Source organism: Leclercia adecarboxylata (assembly GCF_006874705.1).
GTDB classification, from domain to species: domain Bacteria; phylum Pseudomonadota; class Gammaproteobacteria; order Enterobacterales; family Enterobacteriaceae; genus Enterobacter; species Enterobacter adecarboxylatus_C.
The window spans coordinates 3,088,075-3,110,839 of sequence record NZ_CP035382.1 but is presented as its reverse complement, the minus strand read 5'-3'; the positions used below and the strand labels follow the sequence as shown (position 1 = coordinate 3,110,839).

The 22,765-nt window shown below is 57.8% G+C and carries 21 protein-coding genes; 10 read left to right on the top strand and 11 right to left on the bottom strand.

The window, feature by feature from the left end:
• Positions 1-139 precede the first annotated feature (139 nt).
• Genes ES815_RS15735 through ES815_RS15715 form a run of 5 tightly spaced genes read right to left on the bottom strand, consistent with a single transcriptional unit; the run spans position 140 to position 6,488 of the window.
• Positions 140-3,256: an efflux RND transporter permease subunit gene (locus ES815_RS15735; protein ID WP_142488661.1), complete on the bottom strand. Its 3,117-nt coding sequence runs from the start codon at positions 3,254-3,256 to the stop codon at positions 140-142.
• Complete coding sequence (locus tag ES815_RS15730) at positions 3,253-4,452, bottom strand: efflux RND transporter periplasmic adaptor subunit (protein WP_142488660.1); 1,200 nt, start codon at positions 4,450-4,452, stop codon at positions 3,253-3,255. Before ES815_RS15730 ends, ES815_RS15735 begins: the two co-directional genes overlap by 4 nt.
• Positions 4,449-5,705: a TolC family protein gene (locus ES815_RS15725; RefSeq protein WP_142488659.1), complete on the bottom strand. Its 1,257-nt coding sequence runs from the start codon at positions 5,703-5,705 to the stop codon at positions 4,449-4,451. The genes ES815_RS15730 and ES815_RS15725 overlap by 4 nt, the downstream gene beginning before the upstream one ends.
• 11 nt (positions 5,706-5,716) lie before the next feature.
• The gene (locus tag ES815_RS15720; RefSeq protein ID WP_142488658.1) at positions 5,717-6,031 is read right to left on the bottom strand and encodes a copper-binding protein; all 315 of its coding nucleotides are present in this window, start codon (positions 6,029-6,031) and stop codon (positions 5,717-5,719) included.
• A gap of 55 nt (positions 6,032-6,086) precedes the next feature.
• Positions 6,087-6,488 (bottom strand): hypothetical protein, encoded by a 402-nt coding sequence (locus ES815_RS15715; protein WP_142488657.1) that lies wholly within the window; start codon positions 6,486-6,488, stop codon positions 6,087-6,089.
• 296 nt (positions 6,489-6,784) lie between these two features.
• Between ES815_RS15715 and dcuC the strand changes: the two genes are divergently transcribed.
• Positions 6,785-8,158, top strand: coding sequence for an anaerobic C4-dicarboxylate transporter DcuC (gene dcuC / locus ES815_RS15710; protein WP_142488656.1), 1,374 nt, complete (start codon positions 6,785-6,787; stop codon positions 8,156-8,158).
• A gap of 88 nt (positions 8,159-8,246) precedes the next feature.
• On the top strand, positions 8,247-9,056 hold the full coding sequence (rna, locus tag ES815_RS15705; RefSeq protein WP_142488655.1) for a ribonuclease I: 810 nt from the start codon (positions 8,247-8,249) through the stop codon (positions 9,054-9,056).
• A 7-nt stretch (positions 9,057-9,063) separates the two neighbouring features.
• On the opposite strand, the gene ES815_RS15700 is transcribed toward rna, so the two are convergent.
• Positions 9,064-9,684, bottom strand: a complete 621-nt coding sequence (locus tag ES815_RS15700) for a flavin reductase family protein (protein WP_142488654.1) — start codon at positions 9,682-9,684, stop codon at positions 9,064-9,066.
• Between the two features lie 410 nt (positions 9,685-10,094).
• Between ES815_RS15700 and rnk the strand changes: the two genes are divergently transcribed.
• The gene (gene rnk / locus ES815_RS15695) at positions 10,095-10,505 is read left to right on the top strand and encodes a nucleoside diphosphate kinase regulator (RefSeq protein ID WP_142488653.1); all 411 of its coding nucleotides are present in this window, start codon (positions 10,095-10,097) and stop codon (positions 10,503-10,505) included.
• 70 nt (positions 10,506-10,575) lie between these two features.
• Here rnk and ES815_RS15690 read toward each other — a convergent pair whose 3' ends face one another.
• Positions 10,576-11,814, bottom strand: coding sequence for a zinc-dependent alcohol dehydrogenase (locus ES815_RS15690; RefSeq protein ID WP_142488652.1), 1,239 nt, complete (start codon positions 11,812-11,814; stop codon positions 10,576-10,578).
• 225 nt (positions 11,815-12,039) lie between these two features.
• On the opposite strand from ES815_RS15690, the gene uspG reads away from it, so the two are divergent.
• The gene (gene uspG, locus ES815_RS15685) at positions 12,040-12,468 is read left to right on the top strand and encodes a universal stress protein UspG (RefSeq protein WP_142488651.1); all 429 of its coding nucleotides are present in this window, start codon (positions 12,040-12,042) and stop codon (positions 12,466-12,468) included.
• A 56-nt stretch (positions 12,469-12,524) separates the two neighbouring features.
• On the opposite strand, the gene ahpF is transcribed toward uspG, so the two are convergent.
• Together ahpF and ahpC are read right to left on the bottom strand one after the other, a co-directional pair.
• Positions 12,525-14,090 (bottom strand): alkyl hydroperoxide reductase subunit F, encoded by a 1,566-nt coding sequence (gene ahpF, locus ES815_RS15680; RefSeq protein WP_142488650.1) that lies wholly within the window; start codon positions 14,088-14,090, stop codon positions 12,525-12,527.
• Between the two features lie 189 nt (positions 14,091-14,279).
• Positions 14,280-14,843, bottom strand: coding sequence for an alkyl hydroperoxide reductase subunit C (gene ahpC / locus ES815_RS15675; RefSeq protein WP_032617008.1), 564 nt, complete (start codon positions 14,841-14,843; stop codon positions 14,280-14,282).
• A gap of 356 nt (positions 14,844-15,199) precedes the next feature.
• Here ahpC and dsbG point away from each other — a divergent pair, with 356 nt between their 5' ends.
• Entirely contained in the window at positions 15,200-15,946 is a 747-nt protein-coding gene (gene dsbG / locus ES815_RS15670; RefSeq protein WP_142488649.1) for a thiol:disulfide interchange protein DsbG, read from the top strand.
• 225 nt (positions 15,947-16,171) lie between these two features.
• Complete coding sequence (citR, locus tag ES815_RS15665) at positions 16,172-17,086, top strand: DNA-binding transcriptional repressor CitR (RefSeq protein ID WP_142488648.1); 915 nt, start codon at positions 16,172-16,174, stop codon at positions 17,084-17,086.
• A 110-nt stretch (positions 17,087-17,196) separates the two neighbouring features.
• On the opposite strand, the gene ES815_RS15660 is transcribed toward citR, so the two are convergent.
• The gene (locus ES815_RS15660; RefSeq protein ID WP_142488647.1) at positions 17,197-18,357 is read right to left on the bottom strand and encodes a pyridoxal phosphate-dependent aminotransferase; all 1,161 of its coding nucleotides are present in this window, start codon (positions 18,355-18,357) and stop codon (positions 17,197-17,199) included.
• A gap of 120 nt (positions 18,358-18,477) precedes the next feature.
• On the opposite strand from ES815_RS15660, the gene ES815_RS15655 reads away from it, so the two are divergent.
• The 3 genes from ES815_RS15655 to ES815_RS15645 are packed head-to-tail and all read left to right on the top strand — an operon-like array spanning position 18,478 to position 20,317.
• The gene (locus tag ES815_RS15655; protein WP_142488645.1) at positions 18,478-19,092 is read left to right on the top strand and encodes a methylthioribulose 1-phosphate dehydratase; all 615 of its coding nucleotides are present in this window, start codon (positions 18,478-18,480) and stop codon (positions 19,090-19,092) included.
• Positions 19,089-19,778: an acireductone synthase gene (gene mtnC, locus ES815_RS15650; protein WP_142488643.1), complete on the top strand. Its 690-nt coding sequence runs from the start codon at positions 19,089-19,091 to the stop codon at positions 19,776-19,778. Before ES815_RS15655 ends, mtnC begins: the two co-directional genes overlap by 4 nt.
• On the top strand, positions 19,775-20,317 hold the full coding sequence (locus ES815_RS15645) for an acireductone dioxygenase (protein ID WP_142488641.1): 543 nt from the start codon (positions 19,775-19,777) through the stop codon (positions 20,315-20,317). Before mtnC ends, ES815_RS15645 begins: the two co-directional genes overlap by 4 nt.
• 92 nt (positions 20,318-20,409) lie before the next feature.
• Here the strand turns inward: ES815_RS15645 and mtnA are convergent, their stop codons facing one another.
• Positions 20,410-21,438: an S-methyl-5-thioribose-1-phosphate isomerase gene (mtnA, locus tag ES815_RS15640; protein WP_142488640.1), complete on the bottom strand. Its 1,029-nt coding sequence runs from the start codon at positions 21,436-21,438 to the stop codon at positions 20,410-20,412.
• A gap of 105 nt (positions 21,439-21,543) precedes the next feature.
• Between mtnA and mtnK the strand changes: the two genes are divergently transcribed.
• Positions 21,544-22,743, top strand: a complete 1,200-nt coding sequence (mtnK, locus tag ES815_RS15635) for an S-methyl-5-thioribose kinase (protein WP_142488638.1) — start codon at positions 21,544-21,546, stop codon at positions 22,741-22,743.
• Positions 22,744-22,765 lie beyond the last annotated feature (22 nt).

Sequence of the window (22,765 nt, the reverse complement as noted above, 5' to 3'; positions counted from 1 at the left end):
CGCTGCGTGTTCTCGCATAGAATAGTTGAATGGGATCCAGACGGCATTGGTCATTATCTTAATTGTTTACTTAATTTAATCAGAATACTCCCAGGAAAAAGAGAGCGCCTTAAAATAGTTAAGGCGCCATTTAGAAAAATTAACGTTGATGCAATAACTTATACAGCGCAGGAATAATCAACATTGATAACAGCGGCGCGCTCACCATGCCGCCTATCATCGGCGCAGCAATGCGCTGCATCACCTCTGCCCCACTGCCTCCACCCCACATCACCGGCAGCAGACCGGCCATGATGGTAGCAACGGTCATCACCTTGGGGCGCACGCGCAAAACGGCGCCTTCGTGAATAGCCTGAATTAATAATGTATTTTCCTCATCATCATCGCGCGTCCGATATTTATTTAACGCCTGATTAAGATAGAGCACCATAATAACGCCAAACTCTGCCGACACGCCTGCCAGAGCAATAAAACCGACAGCGCCTGCCACCGACAGGTTATATTCCAGAAGCCATAATAACCAGACGCCACCGATAAGAGAAAAAGGTAATGTTCCCATGATGATAAGGACATCTGAAATACGCTTAAAGGTCAGCCAGAGCAGGACAAATATAATCCCCAGGGTGACCGGCAGCACTATTTTTAGCTTCGCGGTGGCCCGTTCGAGATATTCAAACTGCCCGGACCAGGCGAGCGAGACCCCCTGCGGCAATATAACCTCCTGGTTTACCCGCTGCTGCATCTCTTCCACTGCCGATTTAAGATCGCGCCCGCGCAGATCCACGTAGATCCAGTTCGAGAGTCGGGCATTTTCACTTTTCAGCATCGGTGGCCCCTCGGTTATCAGGATCTCCGCCAGGTCGCCCAGCGCAATCTGGTTGCCGTTGGCCGTCACCACCGGCAATGCCCGCAGCTTATCGACAGAATCCCGGCTGTCGCGGGGATAGCGCAGATTGATGGGATAACGTTCACGGCCAAGGATCACCTCTCCCACCTTATCGCCACCCACCAGCGTGGCGACCATACCCTGCAATTCCTCCACCGAGACGCCATAGCGCGCTGCCTTCTGGCGATCGATACGGATATCAACGTAACGCCCGCCCGCCAGCCGCTCCGCCAGCGCCGAGGTCACGCCCGGCACCTGCTTCACCACCTGCTCAATCTGCTGCGCAACACGTTCAATATCTGCAAGATTATTGCCGTTGACCTTGATCCCTACCGGGCTTTTGATCCCGGTCGCCAGCATGTCGAGCCGGTTGCGGATCGGCGGCACCCAGACGTTGGCAATGCCCGGCAGCTGAACGGTGCGATCCAGCTCTTCAACCAGCTTCTCCGGCGTCATGCCCGGTCGCCACTGGTCGCGCGGCTTAAAGTGAATGGTCGTCTCCAGCATGGTTAGCGGTGCCGGATCGGTTGCCGTCTCCCCCCGCCCGGCCTTGCCGAATACCGTCGCCACCTCCGGCACGCTTTTAATCAGCCGGTCCGTCTGTTGCAGCAGCCGGGCCGCTTCCCGGGCCGAGATCCCCGGCAGGGTTGATGGCATATACAGCAGATCACCCTCGTTGAGCGGCGGCATAAACTCGCTGCCCAGCCTGCTCAGCGGCCAGAGCGTGACCAGCAACAGGAGCACCGCCAGCGCCAGCGCCATCTTCGGAAAGCGCAGCACCCTGTCCAGCAGCGGCTCATACAGGCGGATCAACACCCGGTTGATAGGGTTTGCTTTCTCATCCGGGATGCGCCCGCGAATGAAATACCCCATCAGCACCGGCACCAGCGTGATCCCCAGCCCCGCCGCCACCGCCATCGCCCATGTCTTGGTGAACGCCAGCGGCGCGAACAGTCGCCCTTCCTGCGCCTCCAGCGAAAAGACCGGTATAAACGACAGGGTGATGATCAGCAGACTGCAAAACAGCGCCGGGCCCACGTCGATAGCCGCGCGCTCCGTCAGCCGCCAGTATTCGGCTGAGGTCGGCTCCTGACCCGGGTTGTCGTGACGCCACTGCTCCAGCACCTTGTGCATATTCTCGATCATCACAATTGCCGCATCGACCATCGCGCCAATGGCAATGGCGATCCCTCCGAGAGACATAATGTTGGCGTTGATCCCCTGATAGTGCATCACCACGAACGCGCCCAGAATGCCCAGCGGCAGCGAGACCACTGCCACCAGCGCCGAACGGAAATGGAACAGGAACAGGGCGCAGACCAGCACCACTACCACAAACTCTTCGAGCAGCTTGTGGGTGAGCGTTTCGACGGCGTCCTCAATGAGCGTCGAGCGATCGTAAACCGGGACGATCTCCACCCCTGCGGGCAGCGTTTTTTGCAGCTCAGCCAGCTTCGCTTTGACCGCATGCAGCGTCTCCAGCGCGTTCTGGCCGTAGCGCATCACCACCACGCCACCCGCCACTTCGCCTTCGCCATTCAGCTCGGCCACACCCCGGCGGATCTCGGGGCCATAGCCGACGCTCGCCACATCCCCCAGCAGAATAGGCACTCCGTCACGGGAGGCAATCACCACGTGGCGAAAATCCTCCAGGCTTTGCAGATAGCCGGTGGTGCGCACCATGTACTCCGCCTCGCCCTTCTCAAGCAGGGCTCCCCCGCTCTCTTTGTTGGCCGCCTGCAACGCCGTGACGATTTGCGCGTGGGTGATGTTCAGGGCCCGCATTTTTTCCGGATCGGCAATCACCTGATACTGACGCACCATGCCGCCGATGCTGGCCACCTCCGACACATTCACCACGCTTTTGAGCTCAAATTTCAGGGTCCAGTCCTGAATGGCACGCAGATCGGCCAGGCTGTGTTTGCCGCTGCGGTCGATCAGGGCATATTCGTAGATCCAGCCCACCCCGGTCGCATCCGGGCCCAGGGCGACGTTCCCCCCGGCCGGCAGCTGCGACTGGACCTGGCTTAAATACTCCAGCACCCGCGATCGCGCCCAATAGAGATCGGTTCCGTCCTCAAACAGCACGTAGACATACGCATCGCCAAACATCGAGAACCCGCGCACCGTTTTCGCGCCGGGTACGGAGAGCATCGAGGTCGTCAGGGGCCAGGTCACCTGATCTTCAATCACCTGCGGCGCTTTGCCCGGAAAACTGGCGCGGACAATCACCTGCACGTCCGACAGATCCGGCAGCGCATCCAGCGGCGCCCGCTGCACCGCCCAGATCCCCCACCCCGCCATGACCAGGGCCGCGAGGATCACCAGTAGCCGGTTACGCAGAGAGGCTTTAATTACCGCCGCAATCATTGCGTCACCTCCGGCAGCATGCTGCGCAGGCTGGCTTCGGAGTCGATCAGGAACTGTCCGGAGGTGACGACCTCGTCCCCCTCCTGCACGCCGGAGCGGATTTCGGTCCACCCCTGTGCGGTCAGCCCGGTTTCCACGTTCACCGGCTGAAAATAGCCGTTGCCGCTGGCAAGCAGCAGGCGTTTACTGTTCCCGGTATCGATAACCGCCTCTTCCGGCACGGCCAGCACCGGTTCCCCCGCCGCCGACTGCGCCCGGGAGACCGTCAGGAACATACCCGGCTTCAGCTGCTGCTGCGGATTGTCCACCAGTATTCGCGCCTTCAGGGTGCGGGTGGCGATATCCATCTGCGGCAGCAGCTCGCTGACCCGCCCGTGAAAACGCATCCCGGGGAAGCTCTCAGAGGTCGCCACCATCTCGCTGCCGACGCTCAGGGCCTGCGCCTGCGACTGAGGATAATCCACCACCAGCCAGACCGGATCGAGACGCGCCATTTCGAACAACGCGGTCATTGCCGCCACCTGCGCGCCTTCGCGCACGTCCAGTTTTGCCACATAGCCGGCCTGCTGCGCCCTGAGGAGCAGCGAGGTCTGCGGTTTTCCGCTGCGCTCCAGAGCGCGGATCGCCTCCTCGGGCATAAACTGCAGCTTCAGGCGCTCCCGGGCGGCAGCGCTTAACGCCGCATCGCCCAGCGCGCGCACGGCCAGATACTCCTGCTGCGCCTGCGTCCACTGTGGGATCCACAGCTGCGCCAGCGCCTCACCGGCTTTTACCTGCTGGAGCGGCGCCCGGACATACAGCTTCGTCACCACGCCTGCGGCAGGAGCAGAGAGCACCGTGACGCTGCGTTCATCAGCGGCGATGGTCGCAAAGGCGGAGAAGGGTTGGGCCAGCTGACGCCGCGCTACGCGAGCGGTCTTCATGCCCAGATTTTGCTGTTGGGCGGCGCTGATCCCCACGCCTACAGGCGCATCTTCCTCATCGGCATAGCGCGGCACGAGATCCATATCCATAAACGGCGAACGCCCCGGCTTATCAAAACGCTGGCCCGGCACCATGGGATCGTACCAGTAGAGCACCTTGCGTTCGGCAGGCGCCGACGCTACCCCGTGTGAAGCGTGACGCTGCCCGGCGAAATAGCCGCCAGCAGCCAGCAGCAATGCCAAAGGCACGGCGACCCGGAATGTGATTTTCATTGTGCCAACTCCTGGGGGATTAACCATTGGATCGCAGCCCAGGTGCGCGCCATCTCGCGCTCGGCCTGATTGGCTGCCAGTTCGCTGTCCAGCACGCTGCGGCGTGCCTCGAGCAGGGCGGGCAGCGCTGACTGACCCGAACGATATTGCGCATTCAGCACCGCCAGGCGCTGATGCTGTAACGGCAGCACCTCTTCGCGCTGGCGCTGCCACAGCGTCTGCGCGGCCTGGTACTGGGCTACCAGCGACTGTACCTGGGCGATGTGCTCACGCTTTATCAGCGTCAGTTCATCCACCGCCTGCAGGGAGCGGGAGACTTCCGCGGCGTAGTCCTTGTCCTGGCGTCGCGACTGGAACAGGGGCAGATCGACCGTGAACATCACCCCGGCCATATCGTCATAGCCTTCGGCACGATGGGCGTAGAACACCTCGACATCCACATCCGGGATCGCCGCTACCGCCGACTGCGCCGAGCGGGCTTTGGCAGTCTCAGCCTCTCGCTGTGCGGCCTCCACTTCCGGGTGATGGGCGATGGCCTCTTCGAGCTGGATAACGTCGGCAGGCAGACGCTGATAGCGCGGCAGCGGCCCCTGCACGTCCTCGACCTGCTGGCCGGTGAGCTGCAGCAGCCGGCTTTGCGCCAGCTGAACGTCACGTCCTGCCAGGGTGGCTTTGTCGCGCATGGCGCTGAGGGTCATGCGCAGGGCCAGCACGCTGTCGGGGCTGGCGCTCCCGGCCCCGACGCTGGCCTTCTGCACGTTCAGCTGCCGCGCCGTCTCATCGACCAGCCGATCTGCCATGTTCAGCCCCTGCTGCGCCAGGGCCAGCTCCAGCCAGGCCTGGGTGGTATCCCGCTGGAGGGCGGCGCGCACCGCGTCCGCTTTCGCCAGCACGCCCCGGGCCTGAGCCTGCAGGGTTTGCGCCTTGCGCGCCCGCTTCTGCTGGCTGACGTAGCTCTGCATAATACCGACCCGCTGCATGGTCATCCCTTCCCGGGTGAAGCGGCGATCGTTGCTGCCCTGCACCGGCACGTTTTCAATGCCGAACTTCAGTTTCGGATCGGGTAGCTGGGTAGCGGAATCCGCCATCGCATCCAGCGCCCGGGCCTCATTACGGCTGGCGGACAGGGCCGCAGAGTAGCGTTGGGCTTCGGCCAGGGTTTGATCGAGCGTCCAGGGTGCGGCCTGCCCGGCCGCACTGATGAGCCCGAGCATCACCCCACCGAGCCAGGTGCTCAGTGTTGCTGTTTTCATGGGATCCTCGCTTAGCGCAGCGGCGTGAGCGAGATTATCTGAAAGCCGTCACCGGCCCGAACCAGCGTAAATGTCACCGGCTCGCCCGGTTTGACGGCGCTGAGGTCAACATCGGCTGAAAAGGCAAACGGCATGGTCATCGCGGGCCACTTCAGGGCCGGGATTGCGTCATGCTGGATAACCAACGTCTTCGCGTCGATCGCCCGGACAACGCCCTGTCCCTGCCACTGCGGGGTCACTGGGGAGGGACTCTCCGTCGCCTGAACGGAAAATGAAGAAAGGGTAATGCACGCGCCAAGCAGCGCGGAAAAGAGTAAAGCACGCATGGTAAAGCTCCTGTTAAACGTAATTGAAAGTAAATCAACGAATTAACAGGTCTGTTCATTCCCGGAACCGGCAAAAACGGATCGTTGCCGGCGGCCCCACGGCGGGCGGAGTGACGACGCGGGACGACGACGCCACAGCGACGCAGTCCGGTTCATTGAGGGTCACGGTCATGGCCGCAGGCAGCGCCACCAGCTGTGAATGCCCCGTGTCTTTTTGCACCTGCTCCGGCACGCAGTGCTTATCACACAGCCCCGACGGCGCAGGCGCGGCGTGATGCTGCGGCATCGCCATCATGTCCAGATGCTGAATAGAGGCCGTCTCGCCCTGCACATTGATGGTGCAGTCGTGTGAGGCCACCGCCACCTGACTCTGGATCAACAGCCAGCCGAAAGCGAACATCAGCATCAGCAGATGTTTTTTCAGATAGCGCAGTCGAAAGATCCAGCTGGCAGGCATAACAGCGTCTTGAGGTTGTAAAAAGAGACCCGAGTATACGCAGGGATATTGCTGAGATAAAAGCCGTTTTAAATTTATTTACTTTTTGTGCGGTTATTACAGTCCTGGACCCAGGACAGGACCAACACGCCCCCATTAGCGCTACAACAGCAGCAAAATCGGCCTGGATACCTCTTTAGTAGTCGTTTTATTGATTTTGGTCAGCGAGGCCGGTCCATTATTTCGGCACATTTTGTCACCTTAATTTCATTGCTAATTTCTCCTTTCGCTCTGGGGCGTCGGGAACTGAGGGATCCATGCTAACGTTTATCGAGCTCCTGATCGGGGTGGTTGTCATTGTCGGCGTCGCGCGCTACATCATCAAAGGCTACTCCGCCACCGGCGTGCTGTTTGTCGGCGGCCTTGTCCTGCTGATCGTCAGCGCCCTGATGGGCCATAAGGTGCTGCCGTCCAGCGCCACCAGTACCGGCTACACCGCAACCGACATCGTCGAATACATCAAAATCCTGCTGATGAGCCGCGGTGGCGATCTGGGGATGATGATCATGATGCTCTGTGGGTTTGCCGCCTACATGACCCACATCGGTGCCAACGATATGGTGGTCAAGCTGGCCTCGAAGCCGCTGAGCTATATCAACTCCCCTTACCTGCTGATGATCGCCGCCTATTTCGTTGCCTGTCTGATGTCGCTGGCCGTGTCGTCAGCAACGGGCCTGGGCGTGCTGCTGATGGCGACCCTGTTCCCGGTAATGGTCAACGTGGGGATCAGCCGCGGCGCGGCGGCGGCAATCTGTGCCTCCCCGGCAGCGATTATTCTCTCCCCGACCTCCGGTGACGTGGTGCTGGCCGCCAAAGCCGCCGAGATGCCGCTGATTGACTTCGCGTTTAAAACCACCCTGCCGATCTCCATTGCCGCCATTATCGGCATGGCAATCGCGCACTTCTTCTGGCAGCGCTACCTCGATAAAAAAGAGAATATCTCTCACGAAAGACTCGACGTCAGCGAAATCACCACCACGGCTCCGTCGTTCTACGCCATCCTGCCGTTTACGCCGATCGTCGGCGTGCTGATTTTCGACGGTAAATGGGGGCCGGAGCTGCATATCATCACTATTCTGGTGATCTGCATGCTGCTGGCGGCAGTACTGGAATTTGTGCGCGGCTTCAATACCCAGAAGGTGTTTAGCGGTCTGGAAGTGGCGTATCGCGGCATGGCGGATGCCTTCGCCGGCGTGGTGATGCTGCTGGTGGCGGCCGGGGTCTTTGCCCAGGGGCTGAGCACCATCGGCTTTATCCAGAGCCTGATCTCCATCGCCACGTCGTTCGGCTCGGCGAGCATTATCCTGATGATGGTGCTGGTGGTGCTGACCATGCTGGCGGCGATGACCACCGGTTCCGGCAACGCCCCCTTCTATGCCTTCGTGGAGATGATCCCGAAACTGGCGCACTCTTCCGGGATTAACCCGGCATACCTCACCATCCCGATGCTGCAGGCCTCCAACCTGGGCCGTACTATCTCCCCGGTCTCCGGCGTGGTAGTGGCCGTCGCCGGGATGGCGAAAATCTCGCCATTCGAAGTGGTAAAACGGACCTCTGTTCCGGTCCTCGTCGGGCTGGTCATTGTGATTATCGCCACGGAAGTGCTGGTGCCAGGCACCGCCGTCGGTTAATACCCCTCACAGCATAAAGCGCCTGCGGGCGCTTTTTGTGCTTTAATCATTCCCAGCAACGCCCTGCTTCCAACCACCAGGAATTGACATGTTCAGAAAGGATTTCGTTTTCGCTATCAGCGCAACCGCTGCAGTACTGTGCGCTCTTCCGGCGCGGGCAGCCCCGCTTCAGGCGACACAATACGCGGACTTTGATCGCTACGTGCTGGCGCTCTCCTGGCAATCCGGCTTTTGCCAGAGCCTGCATGACCGCAATCGCGCCGCGCCCGACGAGTGTCGCCTGCAAAAAGAGCGTGACGATAAAACAACGATCCTCACCGTTCATGGCCTGTGGCCGGGCTTACCTAAATCTATCGCCGCACGCGGGGTCGACGATCGCCGCTGGATGCGCTATGGCTGCGCCACTCGCCCGCTCCCCAATATGCCGGAGGCTAAAGCCAGCCGTAAATGTGACGCCGCAGAAACCGGATTATCGCTGACGGGGGCCGCAAAGCTGAACGAGGTAATGCCTGGCGCAGGCGGTAACTCCTGTCTGGAGCGTTACGAATATGCCAAACACGGGGTCTGCTTCGGCTTCGATCCCGACGCGTATTTCGGCACCATGGTACGGATGAATCAGGAGGTGAAAGCCAGCGGGCTTGGGCAGTTCCTGGCGGCAAACTACGGTAAAACCGTCACCCGCAGCGCGTTCGACGCCGCGGTGGCTAAAAGCTGGGGCCCGCAGACGGTCAAAGCCGTCAAGCTCAGCTGCAGCGGCAACCCGGCTTATCTCACCGAAGTGCAGCTCACGCTTACCGCCGCCAGCATCAACGCTCCACTGACAACCCGCTCATTTATCGCCCAACCGCACCCGGGTAACTGCGGCAAGCAGTTTGTAATCGACAAGATCGGCTACTGAGAGTGTCTCAGGCTTTTCGCGCATCCGGGCGCACCAGATCAAAACGCTGATCCTCACCGATGGCGAAGTACGCCGTCGGGCCACCCGCGCGCAGTACCGGCTGCGCTTTTGCCGTCTGATAGATGCCGTCATGCAGCAGGCTTTCATCAATGTGGATCCCGACCACCTCCCCCAGCACCAGCCAGGTGTCGATCTCCGCACCGTTCGCCGCCGTCAGCTGGATGCACTGCGACAGGCGGCATTCAAAGTTGACCGGGCTTTGCGCGACGCGCGGTACCTTCACCACCCGACTTTCGGCTTTGGTGAGGCCGGCACGTAAAAACTCATCTTCGCCGTGCGGCAGGCTGGCGGAGGTTTCATTCATGGCGCTGGCCAGCTCGCGGGTGGTGAGATTCCAGACAAACTCCCCGGTCTCGACGATATTGCGCACGCTGTCCTTCCAGCCGGTGCTGGCGAAGCCGATAATCGGCGGATGGTAGTTAAAGCAGTTAAAGAAGCTGTACGGCGCCAGATTCGGGCGTCCTTCGGCATCGCAGGAGGCAATCCAGCCAATCGGGCGGGGTCCAACAATAGCGTTTAACGGGTCGTGCGGCAGGCCGTGTCCCTGGGAAGGTTGATAAAAGTACATAGTGCTCTCTGGGAAATTCGGAAATAAAGACCGGCAGGCACGGATTACGCTTCGCTCATCCCCCTGCCCCAAGGGGATCAGCGTAACGCAATCCGTAGAAAAGTAAGACTGAATTTAGTGCTACAGTCTTCGTTGTTCTGCTGTTATGGGTGTGTCACGCTACATAACCTGCGCCTTAGAAGGATAATCCAAATTGGCGAAGGATCACCTTTTTTGGCTAAATTTCATACTAACGACCCAGTTGACGCTTCCGGACTACATCCACACCATGAATGTGACAAGCATCACTTCAAACCGGGGCACAGACTCAGTATTATCAGACAGAGTTAAACCCTCGCTACCGGATGGCGAGGGTTTTCTTTTGGCATCTCTTCTGCGGTTGTCGCAGCATGAACGACATGGAGTAAATAATGTCCAGACCCACAATCATCATTAACGAACTCGATGCTGAGCGTATCGACCGCCTGCTGGAGCAACCGGCTTTTGCCTCGCTGCCCGTCGCCAGCGCTTTGAACGACGAACTGGATCGTGCGCAGATGTGCGCTCCGCAGGACATGCCCGCTGACGTGGTGACCATGAACAGTCAGGTGAAGTTTCGCGATCTGGCTACCGGGGAAGTCCGCACCCGCACGCTGGTCTATCCGGCGCAGATGACCGACAGCAGCACGCAGCTGTCGGTCCTGGCCCCGGTGGGCGCAGCACTCATCGGCCTGCGTACCGGCGATACCATCCACTGGGAACTGCCAGGCGGTACCGCCACGCATCTGGAGGTGCTGGAACTTATCTGGCAGCCTGAAGCCGCGGGCGAATACCTGCGCTGATCCCATCTGAACAAGCGTTAACCCGCTTTGCCCAGAGGATGCCAGGGCATCCTCTTTCCGCCTCCCGCTATCAGATAACGCCGCCCGGCATAGGGTTGACCAGCCCGGTAACCCGCTCTTTTGCCACTTCCGCACTTTGTGCCCCGGGCACCAGAATGATCTTCCGGCAATCTTCCTGACGTTTATCAAAGATCTCGTAGCCGCGGGCCGCCTCTTCAAACGGCATATAGTGGGTGACGATCTCTTCCGGCGTGATCAGTCCCTGCTCGATCAGCGGCAACAGTTCCCCCAGCCAGGCGTGAACGTTGGTCTGCCCCATTTTAAAGGTGAGCCCTTTGTCGAAGGCGTCGCCAAACAGGAAACCGTGAATAAAGCCGGCATAGACGCCCGGCACGCTGACGATCCCCCCGCGCCGTACCGCGGCGATACACTGCCGCAACGCTTTACCGCTGCTGCCTTCAAGTTTGAGGTTGGTCAGCACGGTTTCGGTGGTGCTCCCTTTGGCCTCAAAGCCGACCGCATCAATGACCGCATCCACCCCGCGCTGGCCCCGGGTCTGCTCGATGATTTTTTCTGCGGCATCGTCGTCGCGGTCAAAGTTAATGGGGATCGCGCCGTAGCGATCCTGAGCAAAACGCAGCCGGTAGTCGTGATGATCGACAATAAAAATCTGCTCGGCGCCGAGGTAACGCGCGCAGGCGACGGTCAGGAGCCCCACTGGCCCGGCCCCGAACACCGCGACGCTGCTGCCCTGAGTAATCTGGGCATTTTTAGCGGCCTGCCAGGCGGTGGGCAGGATGTCCGAGAGGAACAGGGCCTTATCATCCGACAGCAGCGGCGGCACCTTAAAGGGTCCGACGTTGCCTTTTGGCACGCGAACGTATTCCGCCTGGCCGCCGGGTACACCGCCATAAAGATGGCTGTAGCCGAAGAGCGCAGCCGGAGGCGGGATCTGTTTTTTGTTCAGCGCTGCGCCCTGGCCGCTGTTGCTATTTTCACAGGCGGCGTACTGCTGCATACGGCAGAAAAAGCAATCGCCGCAGGCAATGACAAAGGGGATCACCACCCGATCGCCCTTGGTGAGATTTTTCGCGTCTCGCCCGGTCTCCACCACTTCACCCATAAACTCATGACCGAAGATATCGCCATGTTCTACCTTAGGTATCTTCCCGTGGTAGAGATGCAAATCAGAACCGCAGATCGCGGTGGCGGTGATGCGCAGAATGATATCGTCAGCTTGTTCAATGGCCGGATCGGGTACCGTTTCAACCTTAACGTTATGTGGTCCGTGATACGTCAATGCTTTCATTCGACCTCCGGATTCAGAGAAAAAATGCGGGTTTACCTTAAAAGGGTAGCCATCAGCGGGGATATACCTGGAAATTGCACGGCTTTGGGATTAATCCTGGCATCAAAGCGGCACGGCAAAACGCCAACAAGCGGGGCGATATTAAAAAGTGTCAGCGAGCTATCAGAATCTAATTATATTTTGTGTTTGAATGGATTAAGCGTAAATAAACAGGGAGAAACGGTTATGTACCAGACGATTATTATGCCGGTGGATGTTTTTGAGATGGAGTTGAGCGACAAGGCGATTCGCCACGCTGAATTCCTGGCGCAGCAGGATGGCATTATTCACTTACTGCACGTTTTACCAGGCTCGTCCACTTTTGGGCTGCATCGCTTCGCCGCCGATATGCGCCGCTTCGAGGAGCATATCGAACAGGAGGCGCACACCCGCCTGAAGACGATGGTCAGCCATTTCAGCATCGACCCGTCGCGGATCAGAACCCATGTCTGCTTTGGTAATGTGCGCGACGTGGTGAACGAGGTGGCCAGCGAGTTGAAAGCCGATATCGTGGTGATCGGGTCGCGCAACCCGTCGATCTCCACCCACCTGCTGGGCTCGAACGCCTCCAGTGTGGTAGGTCACGCCAATATACCGGTGCTGGTGGTAAGGTAAAAAAAAGAGGCTACCGTCAGGTAGCCTCTTTACTTTGCAGGTGTAGTCTTACGTTCTTATGCTGTTTTGGTACGAATCAGATGATCAAAGGCGCTCAGGGAGGCCTTCGCCCCTTCGCCGGTCGCGATGATGATCTGTTTGTACGGCACGGTGGTGCAGTCGCCCGCCGCAAATACGCCCTTCACGCTGGTTTCACATTTGGCGTCGATGATAATCTCGCCCATGCGGTTGCGCTCAATCGCGCCTTCCAGCCAGGTGGTGTTGGGCAGCAGACCAATCTGCACGAAGATCCCCGCCAGCGGCACGCTGTGCACATCCCCGCTCACGCGGTCGCGGTACTCAAGACCGGTCACTTTGCTGCCGTCGCCTTTCACTTCGGTCGTCTGCGCGTTCAGAATGATGTCGGCGTTTTTCAGGCTGCGTACTTTATCCTGCAGAACCTGGTCGGCCTTCATCTCTGGTGCGAACTCCAGCAGCGTCACATGCTCAACGATACCGGCCAGATCGATTGCCGCTTCGACACCGGAGTTACCCCCGCCAATTACCGCTACGCGCTTGCCTTTAAACAGCGGGCCGTCGCAGTGCGGGCAGTAGGTCACCCCTTTGGTACGATACTGATCTTCGCCCGGCACGTTCATGTTGCGCCATTTGGCACCGGTAGCAATGATGATGCTGCGTGCTTTAAGCACCGCTCCAGACGCCGTTTCAATCTGATGGAAGCCGCCTTCCTGCGCCGCAGGCACCAGTTTGCTGGCGCTCTGACTGTCGATCACATCCACTTCATAGTCGCTGACGTGCGCTTTCAGGGCGCCAGCCAGTTTCTGACCTTCGGTTTTCGGCACGGAGATATAGTTTTCGATATCCACGGTATCCAGCACCTGGCCGCCAAAACGTTCGCCCATCAAGCCGGTACGAATGCCTTTACGGGCAGAATAGACCGCAGCCGCCGCACCCGCCGGGCCGGAGCCGACAATCAGCACATCGTAGGCGTCGCGCTTGTTCAGCTCTTCCGCGGCACGTTTTTCAGCGCCGGTATCCACTTTGGCGACGATCTCTGTCAGCGTCATACGACCCTGACCAAACTCTTTCCCGTTCACAAACACCGCCGGAACGCCCATCACGTTGCGATCGGTGATTTCGTTCTGGAACACGCCGCCGTCAATAGCGGTGTGTTTGATGCGCGGGTTCAGCACCGCCATCAGGTTCAGTGCCTGGACCACATCCGGGCAGTTGTGGCACGAGAGCGAGTAGTAAGTTTCAAATTCAAAATCACCGTCGATATCGCGGATCTGTTCAAGCAGAGCCTGCGCCTCTTTAGACGGATGACCACCGGTCCACAGCAGCGCCAGCACCAGTGAGGTGAATTCGTGTCCCAGCGGGGAACCGGCAAAGCGCGGGCCCTGGGTGGAGCCTGGGTTAGCGATCAGGAAGGACGGCTTGCGCACCGGCAGGCTGTTGTCTTCCCTAAAGGTCACTTTCGCAGACAGTTCGGCAATTTCAGCCAGCAGTTCCTTGATTTCTGCCGATTTAGCGCTGTCGTCCAGCGTGGCAATCAGCTCAACAGGTTTGGTCAGTTTCTCAAGGTAGGCCTTGAGCTGGGTTTTCATGTTGGTGTCGAGCATTATTCATCTCCTGCTTAAAAAACATCATCATGCAAGCGGCCTTATCCGGGCTGCCTGAATGCAACTTGCATCATGGTGTTGGAATGAAATGGGCGCAGATGCGCCCATTGATTGCCGGGTGGCACTTCGTTTACCCGGCCTACGGTGTTGTAGGCCCGTGCAAGCGCAGCGCCGCCGGGCATTGTGGACTTAAATTTTACCAACCAGGTCCAGAGATGGAGCCAGAGTCGCGTCGCCTTCTTTCCATTTCGCCGGGCACACTTCGCCTGGGTGAGAAGCAACATACTGTGCCGCTTTGATTTTGCGCAGCAGATCGGATGCGTCACGGCCAATACCTTCAGCGGTAACTTCGATGGCCTGGATGATGCCCTGCGGGTCAACGATAAAGGTGCCGCGGTCGGCCAGACCTTCGTCTTCACGCATGTTTTCAAAGTTACGGGTCAGGGCGCCAGTCGGGTCACCGATCATCGCGTATTTGATTTTAGCGATGGTTTCAGAGCTGCTGTGCCACGCTTTGTGGGTGAAGTGGGTGTCGGTAGAGACAGAGTAAACGTCTACGCCCAGCTTCTGCAGTTCTTCGTAGTGATCTGCAACGTCACCCAGTTCGGTCGGGCAGACGAAAGTAAAGTCAGCCGGGTAGAAGAAGAACACGCTCCAGCGGCCTTCGGTATCTTTCTCGGTGATCTCTACGAAGTCGCCGTTTTTGAACGCCTGGTTTTTGAAAGGTTTGATTTTGGTGTTAATTAAAGACATCTGTACTTCCTCCGTGTTTTCGTTGAGAGCTAAGGTAACCAACTTTGCCCGAACGGGCTAATGCGTTTGCTTTATCAAATCAATCAGCAATACCTAACAACCCGGTTGGATGCTGCAAAGTAAAAAGGCCGCCTTGACGGCGGCCCTGATACCTGAGCTACCCGAGGGTAACATCAGTGCCAGCCGAAGCTGGCGATGTGTTGCGCTCTACATTACCTTTAGCAAGGTCGTAACAGCGAAGTGGATTACACCACCCACCCACAGAAAGGGCAATTGGCTGACAGGGTAAAAATACCTATGATTGCGATAGGTTTTACCGAACCCGTTCTTTGGTATTGATTTTTTAAGGATTAATCATGTTAAGACCCGCCCTGCTCCTCGCGTTATTCCCCTTCGTCGTCCATGCCGAAGAGTTACCGGCCCCGGTAAAAGCCGTTGAAAAACAAGGTATCACCATTATCAAATCCTTTGAGGCGCCCGGCGGCATGAAGGGCTGGCTGGGCAAGTATCAGGACATGGGGGTCACCATCTACCTGACGCCGGATGGCAAACATGCCATTTCCGGGTACATGTACGATGAGCAAGGCAAAAACCTGAGCGAGCAGGTGATCCAGCAAGAGCTGTACGCGCCTGCCGGACGCGAACTCTGGCAGCGTATGGAGAAGGCCCACTGGCTGCTTGAGGGGAACAAAGACGCCCCGCGGGTGATCTATGTTTTCGCCGATCCTTACTGCCCTTACTGCCTGCAATTCTGGCAGCAGGCGCGTCCGTGGGTCGAGTCAGGCAAGGTGCAGCTACGTACGTTGCTGGTAGGGGTTATCAAGCCTGAAAGCACCGGCGCGGCAGCGGCCATTCTCGCCGCAAAGGATCCGGCGAAAAGCTGGCATGACTACGAACAATCTGGCGGAAAAATGGCGCTTAAGGTGCCGCAGACCCCGTCTCCTGCCCTAATTAAAACGTTGAAAGATAATCAGTCGATCATGGACGATCTTGGCGCAGAGGCCACCCCCGCGCTGTATTACATGAATAACCAGAATGAATTACAGCAGGTTGTCGGATTACCGGATAAAGAACAACTTAATATGATGATGGGAACGCCGTAATACCTGAACGGCGGCGGAATAGCAATAATTCCGCCCGCCTTTTTAAGGACAAAATTATTGTAGTAATTGCTGGGCTTTTATTTCATTAATCTACAGCCATGATATATTAAGTTGAAATTTAAAATCAGTTAAGTTATCCGATCAAATGGATGGTGAATGGCTAACTTACTTCTATAGTTATCCTGTATGTGATAACACTATTCAGACAGCTAATCAGGACGAATCATGGCTAATCTCTACGATCTGAAAAAATTTGACCTTAATCTGCTGGTAATTTTTGAGTGCATTTATCAGCATCTCAGTATCAGCAAGGCAGCGGAGACGCTCTTTATTACCCCTTCTGCGGTAAGCCAGTCTCTGCAACGGCTGCGTAATCAGCTGAACGACCCGCTGTTTATCCGCTCCGGTAAAGGCATCTCCCCGACCACGGTAGGCGTCAATTTACATAAACATCTTGAACAGAATCTGAACCAGATCGAGCAGACGATTAACATCATGCACGGCTCGGCGCTGAAGAAGAACTTTGTTATCTACTGCCCGCAGGTTCTGACGCAAAACCGGATGATCGGCTCGATGAAGCTGTTGATGCGGGAGCATAACTATGAGGTCGAATTTCATGACATGCTGCTGTCTGTCGACTCGGCAGAAGATCTGTTAGCCTACCGTAAAGCCGATCTGGTCTTCTCATTCGCTTCCGTCTCCAACCGCTCTATTGTCTGCTCCCACTTTATCCATTTACCGATGGTGATTGTGTGCCGTGAAGCTCACCCTCGCATAGGCGACGCGGCAACGCTGGAAGAGTTGAGCAATGAAAAATATACTTTATTTATGAGCGAAGAGCCGGGCGTAAAAAGCTTTCAGGCACAGGCAGAAAGCGCTTTCCCGGAGAGGAAAATTGCCTTTCGCTGCGACTCATTTTTCTCGCTCATTACAATGATCAGCTCCTCTAATTTATTGGGCTTTGTTCCTGAAGCGGTATACGAAAAGTATCGTGATGCCTTTAAGTTGAAAAAAATTGATGCTCCCGTTACGTTACCCGCCGCGGATGTCTACATGATGTATAACCGCACTGCATTAACTAGCACAGTATTTTCGAATTTCATTGAGCAAATCAGCAATGAAGATTTTCAATATGACTAAGAAAACCCGACGGAGAAATATAATTATTTGTTAATATTCCCGTCAAATAAATACGCAGACGTTATTTAATAAATCTGCGTATTAAATTATGTCGGTTTCAACATATTTCGTTATAGTTTTTTCAGCCGTTCCGCCGCCGCCAGCAGCGTGGTTTCCTGTTTGGCAAAGCAGAGTCGAATAAGCTTGTGCGGGAACGCGTCGGCACAGAATACCGATAGCGGGATGGCCGCCACCCCCACCTCTTTGGTTAACCACTGGCAAAAACTGACGTCATCGAGATCGGAAATGGCGCTGTAGTCAGCCAGCAGGAAATAGGTCCCTTCGCAGGGTAAAATCTCCAGCCGGCTGGCGCTCAGGGCCTCGATAAACAGATCCCGGCGGGCGCGATAAAAGTCAGGCAGTTCACGGTAATGTTCCGGCTGATTGCGCAGCATATCGGCAATCGCCAGCTGGGCCGGGGTATTGACCGCAAAGGTGAGGAACTGATGCACCTTACGCAGCTCGGCGCTAATGGCCGCAGGTGCCACGCAGTAGCCCACTTTCCAGCCGGTCATGTGGAAGGTTTTCCCGAACGAGGAGACGGCAATCGCCCGCTCGCGCAGCTGCGGATGGGCCAGCACGCTGGCATGCCCCGCCTCAACAAAGCAGATGTGCTCGTACACCTCATCGCTCAGAACATAAATCTCACGTTCGGCAATGGCCTGCCAGAGCGCGGCGAAATCTGCCTGCTGCCATACCGTCGCCGACGGGTTATGCGGGGTATTCAAAATGACCAGCCGGGTTTTCTCGCTCAGCAATGCCGCAAAGGCCTGCCAGTCCGGGCGGAAATGCGGCGGCTGGAGCGCCACCCGCTTGACTACGCCGCCCGACAATTCAATTGCCGGGGCATAGCTGTCGTAGCTCGGATCAAAGCAGATCACCTCATCGCCGGTCCGTACCAGGGCGGTGATCGCCGCGTACAGCGCTTCGGTCGCCCCTGCGGTCACGGTGATCTCACTGTTTGCATCCGGTTGATAGCCATACAGTTCGGCGGTTTTATCGGCAATCGCCTCGCGCAGCGGCTGGGCCCCGGTCATAGGCGCGTACTGGTTAGCGCCGTTCGCCACATGGTGAGCCAGCCGCTGTTGCAGATAGTCTGGGCCATTGAAATCAGGAAAACCCTGCGACAGATTAATCGCCTTGTGCTGCTGCGCCAGGGCACTCATCTGCGTAAAGATGGTGGTGCCGAGACCTGGAAGTTTACTCTCTGGAATCAAGGGTTTATTACTCATTTCGACGGGCCTGTATGTAATACATATGTTGCTGCCACTATAACACGATGTTAGTATTTGGCAATCAAGACGCTTAGACGTCTAAACCATAATGATATTCCTGCCGAAGAGGTAAGAAGGATGACAGACAACCTGCAACTCACATCCCTGGTCGAGGCCTGTCACTGGATCGGCGCAAAGGGCTGGGCCCCCGCCACCGGCGGCAACATGTCCGTACGTCAGGACGCCAGCTGGTGCTGGCTCAGCGAATCCGGCAAAGACAAAGGCAGCCTGACCCCCGATGACTTTCTGCAGGTTGAGATTGCCACCAACCGCGCCCCCTCCGGGCGGAAACCTTCGGCGGAAACCGGCCTGCATACCCTGGTCTATCGCCTCTTCCCCGAGGCCAACGCGGTGCTGCATGTCCACACCGTCAACGCCACGGTGCTGTCGCGACTGGTCAAAGCGCCGGAGCTACATATCAGCGGCTTTGAAATGCAGAAATCCCTCAGCGGCCAGACCAGCCATCTTGATACCGTGCCGATCGCCGTGTTCGACAACGACCAGGACATCGACGCCCTGGCCTCCCGCATTGCCCATTACGCTCAGGAACGTCCGCTTAATTATGGTTTTCTTCTGCGCGGTCATGGCTTAACCTGCTGGGGACGCGACGTGGCAGAGGCCCGGCGTCACCTTGAAGGCCTCGAATTTTTGTTCGAGTGCGAGATGCGTTTACGACAACTGGAGAGAGTATGATTCGCGCGATTGTGACGGATATTGAAGGCACCACCAGCGATATTCGTTTTGTCCATAATGTCCTGTTCCCCTACGCGCGCGAGCGGCTGGCGGCCTTTGTCACCGCCCAGCAGTATGCTGAACCGGTCAACACCATTCTGGACAATCTGCGTGAAGAGATTGCCGAGCCGCAGGCCAGCACCCGCGATCTGATCGACACCCTGTTCGCCTTTATGGACGAAGACCGCAAATCGACAGCCCTGAAAGCGCTGCAGGGGATCATCTGGCAGGATGGCTACGTCAACGGCGACTTTACCGGTCATCTCTACCCTGACGTTCTCCCTTCGCTGGAAAAATGGAAGTCGCAGGGCATTGATTTGTATGTTTATTCATCGGGGTCCGTGGCAGCGCAAAAACTGTTATTTGGCTACAGCGACGAAGGTGATATTACTCATCTGTTCAGCGGCTATTTCGATACCCACATCGGCGCCAAGCGCGATGTGCAGTCGTATCAGACTATTGCGGCACAGATTAACCTTGCGCCCTCGCAGATCCTGTTCCTGTCGGATATCCATCAGGAGCTGGACGCCGCGGAACAGGCGGGTTTTCGCACCCTGCAATTGATTCGCGGCGATGACGACGGCGCCAGCCATCATCATCAGGTGCACCAGTTCGACGACATTAATCCGGAGCAGATCCCTTCATGAGCGCATTGACCATTTTTTCAGATAAAGAAGCCCGCGAGCCGCAGTGGCACAGCACCGACCCTGAGGCGATCCAGCAGCAGCTGAATGCCCGTGGCGTCCGATTTGAACGCTGGGAAGCCGACCGCGATTTAGGCCGCGATCCGACTGCTGACGCAGTGATTAATGCCTATCAGCACGCCATCGACAGGCTGGTGGCAGAGAAAGGCTACCAGAGCTGGGATGTGATCAGCCTGCGGGCGGACAACCCGCAAAAAGAGGCCCTGCGCGCGAAGTTTCTCAATGAACATACCCACGGTGAAGATGAAGTGCGTTTCTTTGTCGAAGGTGCCGGGCTGTTCTGCCTGCACATTGATGACCAGGTGTATCAGGTGCTGTGCGAGAAAAACGATCTGATCTCGGTGCCCGCCGGCACGCCGCACTGGTTTGATATGGGTTCCGAGCCGAACTTTACCGCCATTCGTATTTTCGATAACCCGGAAGGCTGGGTGGCGCAGTTCACGGGCGATGCGATTGCGGATGCGTATCCACGATTGCCGTAGGCACCCTGCCCTGCCCGGCGGCGCTGCGCTTGCACGGGCCGACAAACCAGGTGTTGTAGGCCGGGTAAGGCGAAGCCGCCACCCGGCATTACTCAGACCGCACCGCTGCGAAAAATCCCTTCTTCCACATCTTCCGGCAGCACCACCCCGCTATCCAGCACCCAGCCGCTAATCAGCGCCGCAGGCGTGACGTCGAACGCCGGATTATAGACCCTCGCATCAAGCGGCGCCCACTGCACCGCGCCAAAACTCCCTGCCACGCCGGTCACTTCCCGGGCATCGCGCTGCTCAATCGGGATAGCGTCACCGTTCGGGCACGCTGGATCGAGGGTGGTTTGCGGTGCCGCCACGTAAAACGGAATACCGTGGAATTTCGCCAGCACCGCCAGGGAATAGGTGCCGATTTTGTTCGCCACATCGCCGTTGGCGGCAATCCTGTCTGCCCCGACCCATACCGCGTCCACCTGGCCTTTGGCCATCAGGCTGGCGGCCATCGAATCGGTAATCAACTGATAGGGCACACCCAGCTCGCCCAGCTCCCAGGCGGTTAATCTGCCGCCCTGCAACAGCGGACGGGTTTCATCCACCCAGACGTTGCTGACGTTGCCCTGCTGATGCGCAAGAGCAATCACTCCCAGCGCGGTGCCGACACCCGCCGTCGCCAGCCCGCCGGTATTGCAGTGGGTCAGCAGGCGGCTACCCGGCTTCACCAGCTGGCTTCCCGCCTGCGCGATGGCATCACAGAGCCGCTTGTCTTCGTCGATCAGACGCAGCGCCTCGGCCACCAGCGCCGGGACATAATCTTCCTGCCACAGCGCCTGCTTCATACGGTCGAGATTGTTCATCAGGTTTACCGCCGTCGGGCGCGAGGCCCGCAACGTTTCCAGCGCCGCCGCCAGCCGATCCCGGCGGTGGCCGTTTTCCGCCAGCAGCGCTAACAGCAGGCTGGCAGAGAGACCAATCAGCGGCGCCCCCCGCACGCGCAGGGCGTGAATATGCCCCACCAGCGCGTCAACCGTGGACGCATCCAGCCAGCGTTTCTCCTGCGGAAGCGCCTGTTGGTCGAGAATAAATAGCTGATTTTCCGTCACCCGCAGGCTGGTCGTCTGTAATCTCTGCATGTCGTTAATTCTCTGTTGCGTTGTTGTAGCACATTGTGTCAGGATAAAATTCAGATGTATAGACGTCTAAATGTCTTTATTACCGGAACAGATGAGGAACTGGCAATGTCGCAATACCGTACCTTTACCGCTCAGGACGCCGTGGCCTACGCCCAACAGTTTGGCGGCCTCGAAAACCCATCGTCACTGGTGGAGGCGCAGGAGGTGGGCGACGGCAACCTCAATCTGGTATTCAAAATTTTCGACAGCGAAGGCGTAAGCCGCATTATCGTTAAGCAGGCCCTGCCCTACGTGCGCTGCGTGGGAGAGTCCTGGCCGCTGACGCTGGACCGCGCCCGTCTCGAAGCGCAAACCCTGGTGGAGCACTATCAGCACAGCCCGCAGCACACGGTGAAAATCCACCACTTTGACCCGGCGCTGGCGGTAATGGTGATGGAAGATCTCTCAAGCCATAAGATCTGGCGCGGCGAGCTGATCAATAACGTTTATTATCCCCAGGCGGCACGCCAGCTGGGGGAATACCTGGCCCATACCCTGTTCCACACCAGCGATTTTTACCTCCATCCGCACGCCAAAAAGGCGCAGGTAGCGCAGTTCATCAACCCGGAGATGTGCGAGATCACCGAGGATTTGTTCTTCAACGACCCGTACCAGATCCACGAGCGCAATAACTACCCGGCGGCGCTGGAAAACGATGTCGCCGCTCTGCGCAATGACGATCAGCTGAAGATTGCCGTCGCCGCCTTGAAACACCGCTTCTTCTCCCAGGCCGAAGCGCTGCTGCACGGCGACATCCACAGCGGCTCAATTTTTGTCGCCGACGGCAGCCTGAAGGCGATTGACGCGGAGTTCGGTTATTTCGGCCCGATTGGGTTTGATATCGGCACGGCGATCGGCAACCTGCTGCTTAACTTCTGCGGCCTGCCGGGCCACCTCGGCATCCGCGACGCGGCGGCCGGTCGCGAGCAGCGCCTGATCGATATCCAGCAGCTGTGGACCACCTTCGCGGAACGTTTCCAGGCCCTGGCCGCGGAAAAATCCCGCGATGCGGCGCTCGGCGTGCCGGGCTATGCCAGCGCGTTTCTGAAGAAGGTCTGGCAGGACGCGATTGGCTTCTGCGGCACCGAACTGATCCGCCGCAGCGTGGGCCTGTCGCACGTGGCGGATATCGATACCATTCGCGATGACGAGATGCGCCACGAATGCCTGCGCCACGCCATTACCCTCGGTAAGGCGTTGATTGTGATTGCTGACCGTATCGACAGCGTGGATGAACTGGTGGCAAGGGTGCGTCAGTACAGTTAAGTTGCGTGCGACCTGTTTGCCG